This is a genomic window from Microbacterium sp. dk485 (genome assembly GCF_004570445.1).
GTDB lineage: Bacteria > Actinomycetota > Actinomycetes > Actinomycetales > Microbacteriaceae > Microbacterium > Microbacterium wangchenii.
Window position 1 is genome coordinate 45,794 of sequence record NZ_SPQW01000003.1, and the last position, 17,611, is coordinate 63,404.

Consider the following 17,611-nt stretch of genomic DNA (forward strand, 5'->3'; position numbering starts at 1 on the left):
CGCACCGCGCCCGTGCCCGCGGGCCGGCGCCCTAACGTGGCGGGACGTACTCGAAAGGAGCCTCCCATGGCCGTCTTCTCCGTCGACAGCGATGCCGTCTTCACCGCGTCGGGCGCGATCCGCGCGACCGTCGATCGCTTGGAAAGCGAATCCGCCGCGCTGCTGTCGCAGCTCACTCAGCTCCAGGGCTCCTGGACGGGCGCGGCCTCGGCGGCGTTCTCCGGCGTCGTGGAGCGGTGGCGCGCGACGCAGCGCGAGGTCGCCGCCGCTCTGGCCGAGATCGACGGTGCGCTCACCGTCGCCGGGCGCCAGTACGCCGAGGTGGAGCAGGCCAGCACGAGCCTCTTCCGCTGAGCCTCCCGGATCGCCCGGCCCGACACGTCCGGGAACGGCAGAAGGGCCCCCTCCGCAGAGGGGGCCCTTCTGTGCGTCAGACGCGGAGCGGACTCAGAAGTCCATGCCGCCGGTCGGGTCGGCCGGGGCGGCCGCAGCCTTCTCCGGCTTGTCGGCGACGACGGCCTCGGTGGTGAGGAACAGGCCGGCGATCGACGCCGCGTTCTGCAGCGCCGAGCGCGTCACCTTGGCCGGGTCGATGATGCCCTGCGCGAACAGGTCACCGTACTCGCCGGTCGCGGCGTTCAGGCCCCAGCCGGGCTCGAGCTCGGCGACCTTGTTCGCCACGACACCGGGCTCCATGCCGGCGTTGAGGGCGATCTGCTTCAGCGGAGCCTCGATCGCGACGCGGACGATGTTCGCACCGGTGGCCTCGTCACCCTCGAGCGACAGACCCTCGAACGCGATCTTGCCGGCCTGGATGAGCGCGACGCCACCACCGGGGACGATGCCCTCCTCGACGGCCGCCTTCGCGTTGCGAACGGCGTCCTCGATGCGGTGCTTGCGCTCCTTCAGCTCGACCTCGGTGGCCGCGCCCGCCTTGATGACGGCGACGCCGCCGGCGAGCTTGGCCAGACGCTCCTGGAGCTTCTCGCGGTCGTAGTCGCTGTCGGTGTTCTCGATCTCGCGGCGGATCTGGGTCACGCGACCCTCGATCTGAGCCGTGTCACCGGCACCTTCGACGATGGTGGTCTCGTCCTTGGTGATGATGACCTTGCGCGCACGACCGAGCAGGTCGACCGTGGCGTTCTCGAGCTTGAGGCCGACCTCTTCGGTGATGACCTGGCCGCCGGTGAGGATCGCGATGTCCTGGAGCTGAGCCTTGCGACGGTCGCCGAAGCCGGGAGCCTTGACGGCAGCCGACTTGAAGATGCCGCGGATCTTGTTGAGCACGAGCGTCGCGAGAGCCTCACCCTCGACGTCCTCAGCGATGATGAGGAGCTCCTTGCCCTCCTGGATCACCTTGTCGACGATCGGCAGCAGGTCCTTGATGTTCGAGATCTTCTGGTTCGCGATCAGGATGTAGGGGTCTTCGAAGACCGCTTCCTGACGCTCCGGGTCGGTCACGAAGTAAGGGTTGATGTAGCCCTTGTCGAAGCGCATGCCCTCGGTGAGCTCGAGCTCGGTGCCGAAGGTGTTGGACTCCTCGACGGTGACCACACCTTCCTTGCCGACCTTGTCGATCGCCTCGGCGATGAGCTCGCCGATCGCGGGGTCAGCGGCGGAGATCGATGCCGTGGCGGCGATCTGCTCCTTCGACTCGACCTCCTTGGCGCCGGCGAGGAGCTGGTCGGTGATGGCCTTGACGGCCTTCTCGATGCCCTTCTTCAGCGAAATGGGGTCGGCGCCGGCTGCGACGTTGCGCAGACCTTCGCGCACGAGCGCCTGGGCGAGAACGGTCGCGGTGGTGGTTCCGTCACCGGCCACGTCGTCGGTCTTCTTGGCGACCTCCTTGACCAGCTCGGCGCCGATCTTCTCGTAGGGGTCGTCGAGCTCGATCTCCTTGGCGATCGAAACACCGTCGTTCGTGATCGTGGGGGCGCCCCACTTCTTCTCGAGCACGACGTTGCGACCGCGGGGGCCCAGGGTCACCTTGACGGCGTCGGCCAGGATGTTGAGACCGCGCTCGAGGCCACGGCGGGCCTCCTCGTCGAAAGCGATGATCTTTGCCATATGTGTGATGTCCCTCCCGGATGGGGGCTGTCAGTCTGTTAGCACTCCACAAAGACGAGTGCTAAGCCATTCTGGCACTCGCCCCATGCGAGTGCAAGCTGCGACCGTGTGCGCGCGTCGCTCGGCACGCGCGCACGGGAACGCGAAGGAGGCGGCATCCCGCGGCGACTCCGGGCGCCCTCGCCCGCGGGAGTCACTGCGCGATGCCGCCTCCGAACGAGACGCGCGCGAACGGCGTCAGAGGACGCGCACTGCTTCGGCCTGAGGGCCCTTCTGGCCGGCGCCGACGGTGAACTCGACCGCCTGCCCCTCCTCGAGAACCCGGAACCCGGTCATGTCGATGTTGGAGTAGTGAACGAAGACGTCCTCTCCGTCGCCGGAGGTGATGAAGCCGAAACCCTTCTCGGCGTTGAACCATTTGACGGTGCCCTGGGCCATGCTCTTCTTCTCCTGATGCTGTCGGACGCAGGTCATCGTATCCACGGCGCAGAAGGGCGCGACCCCTCGCCGGGCAACTGTTGACACGCCCGCATCGAAGTGTTTACCGCCCGGAAACACGCGGGCGACGGCCTCAGGGCGCGGGGGTGTCGACCCGGTCGAGTCCGATGACGACGGTGAGCTGACGCCCGGCCTCGTCCTCCTCGGTCTCGGGGTCGTCCGGTGGCAGGTACTGGGCGCTCAGCGCGATCTCGGCCCCGCCGATCGTCTCGGCCAGCCCCAGCGCGGCCGCCTCGTCCGCTTCCTGGGCGTAGTAGACGGTGGTGGTGGGGAAATCGGTGGCTCCCGCGGCGCCTGCGGTGACCGCATCCGCCGACCAGCCGGCGGTGATGACGACATCGCGGATCTGGGTTGCGAGCCCTTCTTGCGGCGTCGCGTTGAGCACCAGGACGGGGTAGGTGGTGTCGACGACGGGCTCGACGACGGGGGCCGGCTCGGTGGTGGGCACCGGCTCAGGTGCCAGCGAGATCCGCCCCGACATCACGAGGGAGCCGAAGATGCCGGCCACGACGAGGACGACGGTGGCCACGGCAGCCCACAGGAACACCATCCCGCCGCGCATGCGCGGATTCTCCGCACGATGGGCGCCGACGCGGCCCGTGCTGGGGGCGAGGTCGTCGAAACGGTCGCGCGGGTACGTCGTTCGAGCCACCCCCCGATGCTACCGGGCCGTCCCCGCCCGATCAGCGAACGCCGGCGCGGGCGGCGCGGGTCGCGGCGCGCTCGTCGCGGAGCCGCCGCAGCCGCCGTACGAGCAGCGGATCGTGCTCGAGCGCTTCGGCGGTGTCGATCAGACGGCCGAGCAGCTGGTAGTACCGTGCGGGGGGCATGGCGAACTCGGCACGGATCGCCTCCTCCTTCGCACCGCCGTGGCGGCGCCACTCCGCTTCGAAGGCGAGGAGCGCGCGGTCGCGGTCGGAGAGGGGCACACCCCTACGCTAAGGCCGGTCGTGCCCCGCGACCGGGAGCCACTCCACACCAGCGCCCAGTGGATCCACCGCCGCGAGGATGTCGCCGTCCAGCGCCAGCGCGAATCCGCCCGGCCATGGTGCCGGGACGGATGACCAGCCCTCGTGCAGCGCGGGTTCGTCGATCGTGATCCACCGGCCGGCCGTCCGCGCCGCCTCGATGACGGCGCTCCGGCGGGCGCGCGGGATGTGCACGAGCACCCCCGGCGTGGTGACCACGAGCGTGGCGTCCCGCGGCGCGCGGGGGGCAGCGGCGGCGAGCGCGTCGGCGGCGTCGCCGGCGATCATCAGCGGCGGATCGGCGGCCGCCACCGCCAGCGCGGCCTCCACCCGCTCGCGCCGGCCCTCCTCGCCCGGCCACACGAGACCGGTCAGCCAGGCGCGATCCCGGGGGTCGCGGGCGTCGAGCGGTTCGAGGTCGATTCCGGCCCGCCACACCACCTCCGGCATCCGCAGCGCAGGGTCGCCCGTCAGGCGACTGCGAAGCACCACCGGCGACGGCCCCGAGGGAGGGTCGATCCGGCGCACGCCGTGCCCGGTGTCGTATCGGTAGGAGTAGCGGTCGGGGTACAGGCACAGCCCCGCGCTGGCCCCCACCTCCAGCAGCGCGATCGGACCGTCGATGAGACTCAGGGCGGGCAGGAGCGCCGCGCAGCGCAACGGTTCGTTGGTCTGGATGCGGCGGGCCGCGCATTCGGCGACGACCTCGTCGGCGTGCGCTCCCAGCCAGGCCGCCCATCGAGGGAATCCGGCCTCGGGGGCACCCAGCATCCGCGTGACGGCGAAGACGAGCGGCGGTTGCCGGTGGGTCGCGGGGATCCGGGCGAGGATCCTCGCCGTCGCCGCGTCCGCTACGATTCCCGCCGCCCACTCGGCGTACAGCGCGGAGCGGCCGGGCGCCTCCTCCCGCGCGAAGCGGTCGTAGCGGGCGATCACGGCGTCGAACTCAGGTGTGCCCACTCCGGCATTATCCGCTGGCGGGGCCGGGGTGCCGCGGGTTCGGGTTGAATGGAGGAGGAGAGGACACACCCCCATGAGCTATTCCGTTGACAAGACCGACGAGCAGTGGCGTGCCGAGCTGGACCCCCAGCAGTACGCCGTGCTGCGCCAGGCCGGCACCGAGCCCGCGTGGAGCGGTGAGCTCCTCAACGAAGAGCGCGCCGGCCTGTACGCGTGTGCGGCCTGCGGCGCGGAGCTGTTCCAGAGCGGAACGAAGTTCGATTCGCACTGCGGCTGGCCGAGCTTCTACGAATCGGTGCGCCCCGAGGCCGTCGAGCTCATCGAAGACCGCAGCCACGGCATGGTGCGCACCGAGGTGCGCTGCGCGAACTGCGGCTCCCACCTCGGCCACGTCTTCCCCGACGGTTTCGGCACGCCGACGGGCGACCGGTACTGCATGAACTCCCTCGCGCTGGAGTTCTCGCCCGAGTCCGAGGCGTGACCCTTCCCGAGCCCTCTCCGCACGCCGCCGAGGCGTCGGCCGGAACCCCCGAGCGCGGGGGCTCCGCACTCGACGCCGTCCGGGCGCGCCGGTCGTGGTCGCGCGTGACCGACGAGGCGCCCACGCGATCCGAGCTGGAGGCCCTCGTGTCGGCGGCCGGGCGGGTCGCCGACCATTCGTCGCTGCGGCCATGGCGGCTCATCGAGCTGCGCGGCGCGGATCGGGAGCGGCTGGGCCGCGCCATCCACAAGGCGCTCGGCCAGGAGGGCAGCTCGACCAAACCGCTGCGCGCGCCGCTGCTCGTGGCGATCGTGGTCAGCTACCGCAAGAGCGAGAAGGTGCCGCGCTGGGAGCAGGAGGCCGTGGCCGCAGGCGTCGCCCACACGCTGAGCCTCCTGCTGGACGAGGCCGGCTGGGGAGTCATCTGGCGCACCGGGCACTACACGCGCAGCAAGGCGGTCGCCAAGGCGCACGGGCTCGGTAAGGACGAAGCGCTGCTGGGCTGGCTCTACGTCGGCGGAAAGCCGGACACCGAGCGCGGCGGGCCGCGCAAGGGCGTGGATGCGGCGGCGCACCTGAGCCGCATGCCCGAAAAGCGCGGCCGAGGGTCGAAGAAGAACGCCGGCGGCGGCGCGAAGGACGAATCGACCGCGCTCTAACCCGCTGCCGGACGCCGGCGGCGTCGGACGACGACGATCGCGACGCCGGCGAAGGCGATCACGACGGCGGCGAGCGCGACCGGCAGCGGGGGCCCCGAGGGCGCGGGCCGGATCGCATCGAGGGCGACAGACATCGCCAGGAGCCCCACCACCGAGCCGAGGCCCAGCAGCAGTACGCCCGTGACGCGCACGATCGCGGCGGACAGGAAGATGTAGATCACGCCGATCACCCCGCCGAGGTAGAGCCACGGGTCCGCCGGCAGGGTGCGCGGTGCTCCGGCGGAGGAGATGTGCACCGCCGCCGCGATTCCGAGCACGACCGTGCCCCCGGCGAAGTTCACCAGCGTGGCGGTGAGCGGATTGCCGACCCGCTGCCCCAGGCGCCCATTGGTGCCCTGCTGCCATGCGATTCCCGCCCCCGCGAGCACCGGCAGCACGAGCATCCAGAGCGGGGGAGCGGTGGAGATCCCCGCGACGCACACGATGACGCCGGTCACCGCGAGCGCGCCGCCCACGAGGCGGCGCACGGTGACGGCCACCACTCCCCCCGGCCCGTACCCGATGCGGTCGAGGACGAGTCCGTTGAGGGTCTGCCCGGCGACGACGCCGACGGTGAACAGCGCCACGCCGATCGTGGCGACCGTGAGCCCCTGCGTCGCGACGGTGAGGGCCCCCGCCAGCCCGCCCAGCAGCATCCACACCGGCACGGCGCCGCTGCGGATGCCGCGGACCAGGCGCAGGGAGCCGGCGCGCCCTGAAGGCAGCACCGCCGTGACGGCGAGCAGGACGGCCAGGCCGGAGCCGAAGGAGATCACCGCGGCGGTGTAGCCGTCGCCGATCGCCTCGCCCAGCGATCCGTTGATGCGGGCCTGCAGCGCCGTCAGCACGCCCACGAGCACGGCCGCCGCCACGGCGAGCCACAGCGGGATCGACCGCGGTCGGTCTGCTCGGGCGTGCTCGCTCACCGGACGATGCTACGGTCTGCCGCCGCCCTCGCCCGACCGGGGCGCGTCCTCAGGCCGCACGCAGCTCGCCGCGGACGATCGAGTCACCGGAGTGCTGGGGGTCGCCGTCTTCGGGCTCCAGCGACACGTCCACCAGCACGTACTCGTCGATGTCGATGTCGGGCGGGATCGGGAAGGTGCCTTCGCTGCCCTCGAGGGTGCCGAGGCTGACCAGAGCGGTGGCATCGGCGGTGATGAGCCACACTTCCCGTGACCCGTCCCCCGTGTCGGCGTCGGCGTCCAGCGTGACGCGCACGACCCGTTCGCGGTCGTCCGTCTCGATGACCGTCGCCGACCCCCGAGCGCCGGGGTGCGCCGGGAACGCGTCGAGCGAGGCCGCCGCCACTTCGACAGGCTGGCTCGGGCGCACCGCCACCCCGATCCCGACGATCACGAGCAGGAGGGCGACGCTGGCGGCGAGGGTGAACAGCATCCGGGTGCGCCCTCGCGGGGCGGCCGGCGGCGATCCTGCGCCGGCGGCCGGAGGCGACGGCGCGGCGGGCGGCGCCGGGGGTGCGGATGCTGCGGCGGCAGGCTCGGGAGATTCGGTGGGCTGTTCGGCGCGGGGGGCGGAGATGTCGGCGAGGATCCCCTCCCAGACGCGCTCGGGAGGCGTCTCCCACTCGCCGACATCGACGGTGGCGCGCCCCACCGACACGGCGAACGCCAGTTCGTCCAGCTCCGCGGCGCACTGCGGGCAGTCGTCGAGGTGCGACCGTTCGCCGTCTTCGGCACCTTCGCCGATCGCGAGCAGCGCCATCCGCTCCGGGTCAAGGTGCGACATGACTGACCTCCAATCGGCGTCGTAGGCGGGTGAGACTTCGGCGGATGTGGCTCTTCACGGTGCCCAGCGGCAGCTGCAGGCGGTGTGCGATCTGATCGTGGGTCAGATCGTCGTAGAACGCCAATCGGATGACGGCGCGCGCATCCGGTTCCAGACGCTCGATCTCATCGGCGAGGAGGAGCCGGTCGCCCAGGTCGATCTCGGGGACCACGAGCGCCTCGGGGTCGGTGAGGCGCTGCAGCTCATCCTGGGCGGCCGCGACGCGCGCGCGCGCCTCGCGGACGTCGGCGATACGGCGCTTGGCGATGGCGACCAGCCACGTCGACAGGCCGGCGCGCGCCGGGTCGAAGGACTGACGGGAGTTCCAGGCCGAGACGAAGGTGCGCTGCGTCGCGTCCTCGGCGTCGCCGCGGTCGCCCAGCGCGCGCAGCGCGAGGGTGAACACGAGAGGCGACCAGCGGCGGTAGATCGCTTCCAGGGCGCGCTCATCGCCCGCCTGGAAACGACCGGCCACGTCGAGTTCGTCCTCGTCGGGCACCCCTGCCTCTTTCGTCGTCTGCGCCTGGAGCATGTCCACTCACCCCGTGGGGGAAGCGATGACGACTACGTTATCTTCGTACCGGCCCACTGAGGCGTCGAATGCGCCGCCGCACGTGATCAGGACGAGCGCGGGTGCCCCGTCGCGGGCGAACAGCTCGGCGACGGGAAGGTCGGTCTTGCGGTAGTAGGTCACAGCCGTCACGGCGTAGTCGAACGCCTGACCCGCGGCATCCCGCACCTGCACCGTGGCGCCGGGAGCGAGCTCGCGCAGCCGACTGAACGGGCCGATCGGATAGTCCGGCGCATCCACGTGCGCGGAGATGACGGTGCGCCCCTGTGGGCTCGCGGGGTCGGCACCGTATTCATACCAGCCCGCCACCGCCGGATCGACCGGGAGCTCCATCGCGCCGTTCCCGTCGACGCCCACCGGGACCACCGGCACCTCCACCCCGACCGCGGGTACCGATACCGCCACGGGTACGGCGGTCGCCCGGGCCGGGGCGGGGGTGGCCGGCGTCACCGGCACCTCGACCACTGCCGTGGGGGTCGGCGAGGGGAGGGCCGGTGACGCCGTGGGGGACGGCCTGGCGGCGGGCGGTGCCGAAGCACCGCACGCCGCCAGTCCGAGAACGATCGCGACGGCGGCACCCGCCGCCGCGACCGTCCGGAGGGGATGTGGCATCACCGGGTCGAGCGGGAGGACCGAACGACGCGGGTCGCGGCGACCGCGCCCACTGCCGACAGCGCGATGCCACCGGCCAGGAGGAGCGACTGGGCACCGGCGTCACGCGCGGCCAGCTGTCCACCCGAACCGGAGGGCACGCCCGAGGGGTTGGAGTGCAGGCCCTCGATCGTCTGGGTGGCCAGCGCGAGGTTGCCGTCTTCCAGGCTGCCCCACGCGTACACGATCGTGAGCGCGCCTTCGCGCACGTCCACGTCGGCCGGGCCGATCACCGGGTCGGTGGTGCCCGCGGCAGCCACGGAGGCCGAGACCACACCGGCCGGCAGGGTCAGCGTGGACTCCCCCGGGTTGGTGAGGTCTTCGATCACCGGCGCGCCGCCGGCCAGCACGTCCACCGCGGGGGCGGCGGCGTCGTGACGGACCGTCAGGCGTCCCTCACCGGCGCCGAGGGGTGCGACGTCGTTCTGGTAGGGCGTGAGGGTCGGGTCTCCGGTGGCGCTCAGGTGCGCGACGGCGGTGTAGTTGCCGCCCGCACCCAGGGTCACCGTGGCCGGTCCGAGCACCGGAGAGCTCGCGTCGGCAGCATCCGGAGCCGTCAACGCCACCTCGTAGTCGCCGGCGGGAAGCTCGAGCGGCCCAGCCAGGTCGCCGGGCTGGAAGTCGTCAAGCGTGAGGTCGCCGTTGACGTACACGTCGACGGGGGTGTCGGGGATGCCGTGCAGCACCGACAGCTGCGCGTTGCCGGTAGCAGCGGAGGCGGGGACGACGAAGCCCAGGGCGAGCACCGCACCGGCCACGACGCCGAGGGAAAGAGTCTTACGCACTGTGTTCTCCTTGCTCGGGGGCGACCCCGTGGCCACCCTTCCCCCTCTTATTCCGCCGGGCCGAGCAGTTTGGATGCAGGCGAATGAAGAAAAGTCCGTGAAAGGCGCGACGAGCCTGTCACTCGAGAGAAAGTGCCCTCCCGACGTATGCGCCGTTCCGGGAGTCCCACCCCGAATTCAGGAGGAACGCCGGATTCAGGACCGAATCCGCTCCGTCCGTCCTGATCTCGGCGGATCGCCTGAATTCGGACGCGGCGCCCGGCCGAACGGGCAGGAGGTTGATCGGTGCCGGCTACAGGACTTGAACCTGCAACCCCCTAATTACAAGTTAGGTGCGCTACCAATTGCGCCAAGCCGGCTGGTCGTGGAACTCCACGGGTGTTGGAAACTGCGGGAGTCGGGTGACGGATCACCCCCCACCTTCGGATTCTCCCTACCGAGTGTAGAGCGTCCGCCCTCAGCGTCCTTCGAGTGCTGCGCGATGGGCGAGGTAGCGCCGCTGACCCACCCAGCGCCAGGCCCAACGCGCCGGGGGCGGCATGTTCTTGTGCAGCCACTCGTCGCCGCCGTCGGGCTGCGAGGCGAGGATCTCGCCCAACTGCTGCCAGGTCTGCCCCTTCGGGATCGAGCGGCGCCCGTGCTGCGAGAACCAGTCGATCTCCGCCTTGGTGATGGTGTACTCCATCACGGGCACGATGTTGGTCTCTTCGTCGGGCAGGTGCACGGCGATGGCGGCGTTGATGCCCTCGAGCGCATCGAGCACCGGCGCGGCATCCGCCGAGCTCGCCGACGACCGCCAGGCCGGCAGTGCGGCATCCATGACCGTGAGGTGCGCGAGCAGCTCGGCGTGCTGCGCCTTCATGCGCTCGACGTGCACGGTGCAGGCCGGGGCGCGCTCGTCGAGGGCGTCCCAGAGCCGCTCGTCCTCGCCCTCATGATGGGCGTGCAGCCCCAGCGACAGTGTCTCGAGCTGCGTCGCGACGACGGCGGCGTGCGCGGTGTCGCCCTCGGCGACGCGCCGGATGAGGTCGGGCGCCTCGCCGAAGCCCCGTCGGAACATGCGGTGGATGTCGATCATGCCGCTCGCATCGCACGTCTTGGGTCCGGTGGGGACGGCGCCGCCGTGCGGCAGGGGCGTGGCAGGCATGCGGCCTCCTCGTCGACGGGATCTGCCGAGAGGATAGAGCCTCGCCTGGATCGGCGGAAGAGGGCGTCCGTGCGATGTCCGCGGATGCCGCGCCGGGCACCCCGCCGCCTCACGGCGTGGGGCTGGGCGTCCCGGACTCGGAAGGCGACGGCGTGGGGGAAGGCGTGCGGTAATACGCGTCGCTGGCGACGGTGAGGACGAACTGGGCGAACTCGGTCGGATCGTCCATCGCGCCGATGTAGGGCGTGCCGTTCACCAGCACCATGGGGGTCCCCGTCAGGGCGACGCCGTCGGTGTCGGGGATGCTCTCCAAGGCCCGGTCGGTGGCCGCGCGCGCCCAGGAGAGGAACGAGCCCTCCTCGATGCAGTTGCGCACGACCTTGGGGGCTGACGCGCCGGCGGCCTGGGCCAGCTCGGCGATCTCCTCGTCGCTCATGCCGTCGGAGTCGATCTCGGGCTGCTTGCGCAGCATCTGGTCGTTGAAGGTGAAGAAGGTGTCGGGCGAGTACGTCGCCACGCACGCGGCCGCTCCCGCCGCACGCAGGGAGTACTTCGTGCCGTTGGACTTCGACGTCAGCATGGCCACGGGATAGTACGTCAGGGTCGCTGCATCCTGACCGACCCACTTCTTCAGCTGCTCGGCGTTGGAGATCTGGAACTCTCGTGCGCCGGTGGAGAGGTAGTCCACGTACACGCGGATGTCGACGGCCCGAGTGTCGGTGGCGCCGGGGGTGGGGGTGGCCTCGCCCTCCGACGGCGCCTCCTCCTCCGGCGTCGTCTCGGCGGTCGGGGTGGAGCCGTCCACACCGGTCTGCAACGGCTCGCCCACCTCGGGGATCGAAGACACCGTGAATCCGTCCCCGTGCGCGTTGGCCGGCTGCACCTGCGGGCGCGGCCCCATCTCGGCGAACGCCCAGATGACGGCGGCGGCGGCGCCCCCGATGACGGCGAGCCCGACGGCACCGAGGATCACGCCACGCAGCAGACGCACACGCGACTGCTTGGCGTGCACCTGCTGAGCCTTCTCGCGCACCGCCTCGCGGCGGTCACGCGTGGCAGGCACCTGCGGTGTCTGATCGCTCGGCATGAATCCTCTTGCACAGATGGTGGGGCCGGGGATCCGGCGGGCCGCACGGGGGTGAGGCGGCCAGAAATGATGCTAGTCAGGCTGTCTGGGAAAAACCCAGACGGTTCGGGTTGCGTGGCATACTGAGGATCGCGCCCGATGGCGGGCGTGCGGGCCAGCCCCCGCTCATCCTCACTACGGATCGTCCGGCACGTACCTGCCGGTGAAGGAGAAGAGAACATGGCGTCTGTCACGTTCGAGAACGCAACCCGCCTGTACCCCGGGGGCACTCGTCCCGCCGTGGACAAGCTGAACCTCGAAGTCGCCGACGGCGAATTCCTGGTCCTCGTCGGCCCCTCCGGCTGTGGCAAGTCCACGTCGCTGCGCATGCTGGCCGGCCTGGAAGAGGTCAACTCCGGCCGCATCCTCATCGGCGACCGCGACGTCACCGACGTGCCGCCCAAGGACCGCGACATCGCGATGGTGTTCCAGAACTACGCGCTGTACCCGCACATGACCGTCGCCGAGAACATGGGCTTCGCCCTGAAGATCGCCGGCGTCGGCAAGGAAGAGCGTGCCGCCCGCGTCCTGGAGGCCGCCAAGCTCCTCGACCTCGAGGAGTACCTCACGCGTAAGCCGAAGGCACTCTCGGGCGGTCAGCGTCAGCGCGTCGCGATGGGCCGCGCGATCGTCCGTCAGCCGCAGGTGTTCCTCATGGACGAGCCGCTGTCGAACCTCGACGCCAAGCTCCGCGTGCAGACGCGTACCCAGATCGCGTCGCTGCAGCGCCGCCTGGGCGTCACCACCGTCTACGTCACGCACGACCAGACCGAGGCCCTGACGATGGGTGACCGCATCGCGGTGCTCAAGGACGGCATCCTGCAGCAGGTCGGCACGCCCCGCGACCTGTACGAGAAGCCGAACAACGTCTTCGTCGCCGGCTTCATCGGCTCCCCCGCCATGAACCTCTTCTCGGCCGACCTGGCCGAGGGCGGCGTGCGCTTCGGCGACGAGGTCGTGCCGCTCGACCGCGACACCGTGGGCCGCGCCAACGGCAGCCAGGTCACCGTGGGCGTCCGCCCCGAGGACATCGTGGTCGGCCCCGCCGACGGCCGTGGCCTGTCCGTGGTCGTCGACCTCGTCGAGGAGCTCGGCGCGGACGGCTACCTCTACGGTCACACCGAGATCAACGGCAAGCGCGCCGACCTGGTCGCCCGTGTCGACGGCCGCAACCACCCCAACGCGGGTGAGACCGTCACACTGGCCGCCAGCGCCGGTCACGTGCACGCGTTCGACGTCGAGTCCGGCGAGCGCCTGAACGACAAGCCGGTCGTCTCCGCCTGACACGACTCTCACACCGCGGCGCGGGTAGCCTTGGGGCTGCCCGCGCCGCGTCGTTTCCGCCAGGAGTGCCCGTGTCCCCCTCAGCCCTCAGTATCACCGCGAGCTCCGTCGACCCGGGTCTGCTGTCCCTGCCGTGGGCGACGCCTCTGGCGGAGTGGCCGAGCAGCACGATCGTCTACCTGCCCAAGGGGATCTCGCGCCACCTCGTGCGCTTCGCGAACCTCTCGGGGCGGGTGGTGGCCATCAAGGAGACCACCGAGGAGATGGCCCGGCGCGAGTACGACATGCTGGGCGACCTGCACCGCCTCGCCGCCCCGTGCGTGGAGCGCGTCGCCGTGATCGCCGGCCGGACGGATGCGGCGGGCGAGCCGCTGCCCGCGGCTCTGGTCACGGCGCACCTGCGCTTCTCCCTCCCCTACCGCGCCCTGTTCACGCAGGTGTTGCGCCCGCACACCGCCACCCGCCTGGTCGACGCCCTCGCGGTGCTGCTGGTGCGCCTGCACAACGTGGGGTTCTTCTGGGGCGACGTGTCGCTGTCGAACACGCTGTTCCGCCGCGACGCGGGCGCCTTCGCCGCGTACCTGGTGGATGCCGAGACCGGTGAACTGCATGAAGGCGGGCTCACGCCCGGGCAGCGTGCGCACGACCTGGACGTGGCGCGCACGAACATCGCCGGCGAGATCATGGACCTCGCCGCCGGCGGCCGGCTGGAGGGCGGCATCGACGCCGTCCAGGTCGCCGACGGGCTCGTGTCGTCGTACCACTCGCTGTGGGCGGCACTCACCGACAAGGAGAGCTTCGCCGTCGACGAGTCGTGGCGGCTCACCGAGCGCGTCCAGCGCCTGAACGCCCTCGGTTTCGACATCGGCGAGATGTCGATCCAGACCACGACCGACGGAACACGGGTGTCGATCCAGCCCAAGGTCGTCGACGCGGGGCACCACCAGCGCCGGCTGCTGCGGCTGACCGGCCTCGACGTCGAGGAGAACCAGGCGCGGCGACTGCTCAACGACCTGGACGAGTTCCGCGCCCGGGTGAGCCGGTTGGGCGCGGACGAGGAGATGGTCGCCCACGAATGGCTCACGCGCGTGTTCGAGCCGGTCGTGATGGCGATCCCGTTCGACCTGCGAGCGAAGCTCGAGCCCGCGGAGGTGTTCCATCAGGTGCTCGAGCACCGGTGGTACATGTCGCAGACGCGCGGGCGATCCGTCCCGATCGCCGAAGTGCTCACGTCCTACATCGACGACGTCCTGCGCCACCGCCGGGACGAGGCCACCGTGATGGGCCCGCCCACCGACACCGTGTCACTGCCGGTCATCACCGGCGCTCTGCCCGTCGCCGACGACGACGAGCAGGGCGTGGACTGGCGCGACCTCGTGTAGCGGCGGAGCCGGGGTCAATACCCCACGGTGAACCGTTCGCGGGAGTGTTTCGGCGATTCGATCTCGTCGAGGACGGCCACGGCGAGGTCGGCGCCGGAGATGAACGATTCGCCGTCCGCGTCCGTCACGAGCACGTCGCCGCCGTCGCGGTAGGAGCCGGTCCGCTCCCCCGGCGCCCACATGCCGAAGCCGCCCGCGGGGTGCACGTAGAACCAGTCCCGTCCACCCGTTCCCGACTGCAGGTCTTCGAGCACGCCGATCGCCTCGAGCGCCTCCGGCTTGTAGTCCTCGGTGAAGCCCTCGGTGTCGACCAGGCGCGGCCCGCCGGGAGCGACGAGGCTCCCGCCCGCGCCGCCGATGACGCCGACGCGCACGTTCTCCGGGAGAGCCGCGAACAGCTCCTCCAGGGCGGGGCGCACCTTGCCGAGCATGTCGCCGCGTGCCGGCACCGCCGCGACGACGACCTCCACGCCCTCGAGCTGGTGAACCAGTTCCGGCACGTCGAGGATGTTGCCCTCGATGTAGCTCGCGCCCTCCACGCGCTCGGACGGCACCGAGCGGGCGATCGAGACGACGGTGTGCCCGCGGCTCACCGCCTCGGCCACGATGTGACGTCCGGCGTAGCCGGTTCCTCCGATGACAGCGATACGGGTCACGGTCTTCCTTCCGTCGCGGACACTCCGACCATCCTGCACCGGCTCCGGCGAATCCCCTACCCCGACCCGCTCCTACTCGCGAACGGCGCGGAGGGTCGCCACCTGGTACAGGGCGACGGATGCGGCGATGCCGGCGTTGAGCGACTCGGTCGCGGCGGAGATCGGGATGGAGACGACCTGGTCGCACGTCTCGGTGACCAGGCGCGACAGGCCCTTGCCCTCCGAGCCCACCACGATCACGACGGGCCGGTCGGCCAGCTCCAGCGCCGGCAGCGCCACGTCACCGTCGCCGTCGAGTCCCAGGACGAACACGCCCTGCTTCTTGAACTCCTTGAGCGTGCTGGTGAGGTTCGCAGCGATGGCGACGGGGATGCGCGCGGCTGCGCCGGCGCTCGTCTTCCACGCCGCCGAGTTCACGCTCGCCGACCGGCGCTGCGGGATGATGATGCCGTGCCCGCCGAAGGCTGCGGTGGAGCGGATGATCGCACCGAGGTTGCGCGGGTCGGTCACGCCGTCCAGCGCGACGAACAGCGGAGTCTGCCCGCGGTCGATGACCTGTTCGAGCAGGTCTTGCGGGTGTGCGTACTCGTACGGCGGAACCTTCAGCGCGACGCCCTGGTGCACGCCGTCGAAGCCGGCCATGCGGTCCAGCTCGGGGCGGGTGACCTCCAGCACGGGGATCTCGCGGTGGTTCGCGATCGACAGCATCTCCTTGACCCGGTCGTCCATCTCCACGCGCTGCGCGATGTAGAACGCGGTCGCGGGGATCTTGGCGCGCAGGGCCTCGAGCACCGAGTTGCGGCCGGTGACCGTCTCGGTGTCGTCGTCCTTCTTCGCCTTCGAACGACTGGGGTTACCCCCGCGTCCGCCGGCGGACCCGCCGGGCTTGCGCGCTCCACCCGCCGCGGCATAGCGCTCGGCCGCGGCCTTGCGCTTGCCGGCGGGGTGCCACGCGCGGTCCTCGGCCTTCGGCGTCGGTCCGCGACCCTCGAGGGATCGCTTGTTCTTGCCGCCCGTGCCCTTGGTGGGGCCCTTCTTGCCACGCCCGGCGGACGGGTTTCCTGGCTTAGCCATCGTTCAGACTCCAATGGGTCCCGGTGGGACCGTCTTCGAGGGCGACACCGGCCGCCGCGATCGCGTCGCGGATGCGGTCGGCTGCCGCCCAGTTCTTGTTCGCGCGGGCTTCCGCGCGCTGGTCGATGAGTGCGCGGAGCAGCCCGTCCAGGGCCGCGGCCGCGGCATCCGGGGCTGACGCGACGGCACTGCCGGTCTCGAGGAGACCGAGGACGTCGAGCATCGCCGCCACGGCGCGCGACGCGGCGATCGCGCCGTCGCGGTCGCCGTCGTCGACGGCGACATTGCCGGCGCGCACGGTCTCGTGCAGGACGGCGAGGGCCTGCGGCACACCCAGGTCGTCGTCCATCGCCGCCGCGAACGCCTCGGGGATGCCGGCGGGCGTCACCGCCGCCGGGTCGCCGGCTGTCAGGCGCAGCACGCGCTGTCGGAATGTGGTGATGCGCTCCAGCGCCGCGCGCGCCTCGGCGTACGACTCGGGGGTGAGATCCAGCGTCGAGCGGTAGTGGGCCGCGGCCAGCGCGTACCGGACGACGAGCGGCTCGTGCTCGGCGAGGACGTCCTGAGCGAGCACGAAGTTGCCGAGCGACTTGGACATCTTCTGCCCGCCGACGGTCACCAGGCCGTTGTGCACCCAGTAGCGGGCGAACGCGTCGCCGGCGGCGGCGGACTGCGCCAGCTCGTTCTCGTGGTGTGGGAAGCGCAGGTCGAGGCCGCCGCCGTGGATGTCGAACTCGGGCCCGAGGTAGCGCCGCGACATGGCGGAGCACTCGATGTGCCATCCGGGGCGACCCCGGCCCCACGGCGATTCCCACGTGGCGCTCTTCGGCTCCCCCGGCTTGGCGCCCTTCCACAGTGCGAAATCGTGCGGATCGCGCTTGCCGCGCGGATCCGCGTCGCCGGCCGGCTCCATCGCGTCGACCGACTGGCGGGTGAGCGCGCCGTACGCGGGCCAGGAGCGGACGTCGAAGTACACGTCACCGGCAGCATCCGACTCGGCACCGGCGGCGTAGGCGTGACCGGCGTCGATGAGGCGCGCGATGAGCTCCTGCATCTGGGGGATCGACGCCGTTGCGCGCGGCTCGTACGTGGGCGGCAGGATGCCCGCCGCGGAGTAGGCGTGGGTGAACTCCTGCTCCATGCGGTAGGCCAGCGCCCACCACTCCTCGGAGTCGGTGGCGTTGGCGAGCACCTTGTCGTCGATGTCGGTGACGTTGCGGACGAAGGTGACCCGGCCGAACCGGTACGTGAGCCAGCGGCGGAGGATGTCGAAGGCCAGCGCCCCGCGGACATGACCGATGTGCGGGCCCGACTGCACCGTCGGCCCGCAGACGTAGATGCTGACGTGGTCGGGGTCGCGGGGAACGAAGTCGCGCAGCGCCTGCGCCTTCGTGTCATAGATCCGGACCGTCACGGTCCCAGCCTACCGGCGGGCCTGCCGCACGCCCGCTGGGCGTCGCCGGCACAGGGGCGCA

The 17,611-nt window shown here is 71.3% G+C and carries 20 protein-coding genes and 1 tRNA gene; 5 read left to right on the forward strand and 16 right to left on the reverse strand.

The genetic code is table 11. From position 1 onward, the window contains the following. Positions 1 to 66: 66 nt before the first annotated feature. A complete protein-coding gene (locus E4V99_RS17340; protein WP_135068113.1) occupies positions 67 to 354 on the forward strand; it encodes a WXG100 family type VII secretion target in 288 nt (95 codons plus the stop codon). Between the two features lie 93 nt (positions 355 to 447). On the opposite strand, the gene groL is transcribed toward E4V99_RS17340, so the two are convergent. The 5 genes from groL to E4V99_RS17365 all read right to left on the reverse strand — a co-directional run bounded on the left by groL (position 448) and on the right by E4V99_RS17365 (position 4,493). After that, the gene (groL, locus tag E4V99_RS17345) at positions 448 to 2,067 is read right to left on the reverse strand and encodes a chaperonin GroEL (RefSeq protein ID WP_135068115.1); all 1,620 of its coding nucleotides are present in this window, start codon (positions 2,065 to 2,067) and stop codon (positions 448 to 450) included. A 237-nt stretch (positions 2,068 to 2,304) separates the two neighbouring features. After that, positions 2,305 to 2,505: a cold-shock protein gene (locus tag E4V99_RS17350; protein ID WP_135068118.1), complete on the reverse strand. Its 201-nt coding sequence runs from the start codon at positions 2,503 to 2,505 to the stop codon at positions 2,305 to 2,307. Positions 2,506 to 2,638: 133 nt separating this feature from the next. Continuing rightward, entirely contained in the window at positions 2,639 to 3,217 is a 579-nt protein-coding gene (locus tag E4V99_RS17355; RefSeq protein WP_135118033.1) for a LytR C-terminal domain-containing protein, read from the reverse strand. A gap of 31 nt (positions 3,218 to 3,248) precedes the next feature. Then, the gene (locus E4V99_RS17360; RefSeq protein ID WP_135068122.1) at positions 3,249 to 3,494 is read right to left on the reverse strand and encodes a DUF3263 domain-containing protein; all 246 of its coding nucleotides are present in this window, start codon (positions 3,492 to 3,494) and stop codon (positions 3,249 to 3,251) included. A gap of 9 nt (positions 3,495 to 3,503) precedes the next feature. Further along, positions 3,504 to 4,493 (reverse strand): DUF2332 domain-containing protein, encoded by a 990-nt coding sequence (locus E4V99_RS17365; protein ID WP_245233236.1) that lies wholly within the window; start codon positions 4,491 to 4,493, stop codon positions 3,504 to 3,506. Positions 4,494 to 4,566: 73 nt separating this feature from the next. Between E4V99_RS17365 and msrB the strand changes: the two genes are divergently transcribed. Both msrB and E4V99_RS17375 read left to right on the forward strand, forming a co-directional pair. Beyond that, a complete protein-coding gene (msrB, locus tag E4V99_RS17370; RefSeq protein ID WP_135068126.1) occupies positions 4,567 to 4,974 on the forward strand; it encodes a peptide-methionine (R)-S-oxide reductase MsrB in 408 nt (135 codons plus the stop codon). Continuing rightward, entirely contained in the window at positions 4,971 to 5,633 is a 663-nt protein-coding gene (locus E4V99_RS17375) for a nitroreductase family protein (protein ID WP_135118035.1), read from the forward strand. The genes msrB and E4V99_RS17375 overlap by 4 nt, the downstream gene beginning before the upstream one ends. Here the strand turns inward: E4V99_RS17375 and E4V99_RS17380 are convergent. From E4V99_RS17380 to E4V99_RS17415, 8 genes are all read right to left on the reverse strand, one after another. Then, the gene (locus E4V99_RS17380) at positions 5,630 to 6,598 is read right to left on the reverse strand and encodes a DMT family transporter (RefSeq protein WP_245233237.1); all 969 of its coding nucleotides are present in this window, start codon (positions 6,596 to 6,598) and stop codon (positions 5,630 to 5,632) included. The two genes, E4V99_RS17375 and E4V99_RS17380, sit on opposite strands and share 4 nt — an antisense overlap. Before the next feature lie 49 nt (positions 6,599 to 6,647). After that, positions 6,648 to 7,421, reverse strand: coding sequence for an anti-sigma factor (locus E4V99_RS17385; RefSeq protein WP_135118036.1), 774 nt, complete (start codon positions 7,419 to 7,421; stop codon positions 6,648 to 6,650). Beyond that, a complete protein-coding gene (locus tag E4V99_RS17390) occupies positions 7,408 to 7,992 on the reverse strand; it encodes a sigma-70 family RNA polymerase sigma factor (RefSeq protein ID WP_135118037.1) in 585 nt (194 codons plus the stop codon). The genes E4V99_RS17385 and E4V99_RS17390 overlap by 14 nt, the downstream gene beginning before the upstream one ends. A gap of 6 nt (positions 7,993 to 7,998) precedes the next feature. Then, a complete protein-coding gene (locus tag E4V99_RS17395) occupies positions 7,999 to 8,643 on the reverse strand; it encodes a class F sortase (protein WP_135118038.1) in 645 nt (214 codons plus the stop codon). Further along, the gene (locus tag E4V99_RS17400) at positions 8,643 to 9,467 is read right to left on the reverse strand and encodes a DUF4397 domain-containing protein (RefSeq protein ID WP_135118039.1); all 825 of its coding nucleotides are present in this window, start codon (positions 9,465 to 9,467) and stop codon (positions 8,643 to 8,645) included. Before E4V99_RS17400 ends, E4V99_RS17395 begins: the two co-directional genes overlap by 1 nt. Positions 9,468 to 9,753: 286 nt before the next feature. Then, a tRNA-Thr gene (locus E4V99_RS17405) sits at positions 9,754 to 9,826 on the reverse strand. Between the two features lie 98 nt (positions 9,827 to 9,924). Further along, positions 9,925 to 10,614: a hemerythrin domain-containing protein gene (locus tag E4V99_RS17410; protein ID WP_135118040.1), complete on the reverse strand. Its 690-nt coding sequence runs from the start codon at positions 10,612 to 10,614 to the stop codon at positions 9,925 to 9,927. A gap of 109 nt (positions 10,615 to 10,723) precedes the next feature. Further along, positions 10,724 to 11,701, reverse strand: a complete 978-nt coding sequence (locus tag E4V99_RS17415) for a thioredoxin domain-containing protein (protein ID WP_135118041.1) — start codon at positions 11,699 to 11,701, stop codon at positions 10,724 to 10,726. 219 nt (positions 11,702 to 11,920) lie between these two features. Here E4V99_RS17415 and ugpC point away from each other — a divergent pair, with 219 nt between their 5' ends. Next, the gene (ugpC, locus tag E4V99_RS17420) at positions 11,921 to 13,024 is read left to right on the forward strand and encodes a sn-glycerol-3-phosphate ABC transporter ATP-binding protein UgpC (protein WP_135068150.1); all 1,104 of its coding nucleotides are present in this window, start codon (positions 11,921 to 11,923) and stop codon (positions 13,022 to 13,024) included. Positions 13,025 to 13,095: 71 nt separating this feature from the next. Continuing rightward, the gene (locus E4V99_RS17425; protein ID WP_135118042.1) at positions 13,096 to 14,406 is read left to right on the forward strand and encodes a DUF4032 domain-containing protein; all 1,311 of its coding nucleotides are present in this window, start codon (positions 13,096 to 13,098) and stop codon (positions 14,404 to 14,406) included. Positions 14,407 to 14,420: 14 nt separating this feature from the next. Here the strand turns inward: E4V99_RS17425 and E4V99_RS17430 are convergent, their stop codons facing one another. From E4V99_RS17430 to cysS, 3 genes are all read right to left on the reverse strand, one after another. Then, on the reverse strand, positions 14,421 to 15,062 hold the full coding sequence (locus E4V99_RS17430) for an NAD(P)H-binding protein (protein ID WP_135068154.1): 642 nt from the start codon (positions 15,060 to 15,062) through the stop codon (positions 14,421 to 14,423). Positions 15,063 to 15,134: 72 nt separating this feature from the next. Next, complete coding sequence (rlmB, locus tag E4V99_RS17435) at positions 15,135 to 16,136, reverse strand: 23S rRNA (guanosine(2251)-2'-O)-methyltransferase RlmB (RefSeq protein WP_135118043.1); 1,002 nt, start codon at positions 16,134 to 16,136, stop codon at positions 15,135 to 15,137. Next, positions 16,129 to 17,550: a cysteine--tRNA ligase gene (cysS, locus tag E4V99_RS17440; protein WP_135118044.1), complete on the reverse strand. Its 1,422-nt coding sequence runs from the start codon at positions 17,548 to 17,550 to the stop codon at positions 16,129 to 16,131. The genes rlmB and cysS overlap by 8 nt, the downstream gene beginning before the upstream one ends. Positions 17,551 to 17,611 lie beyond the last annotated feature (61 nt).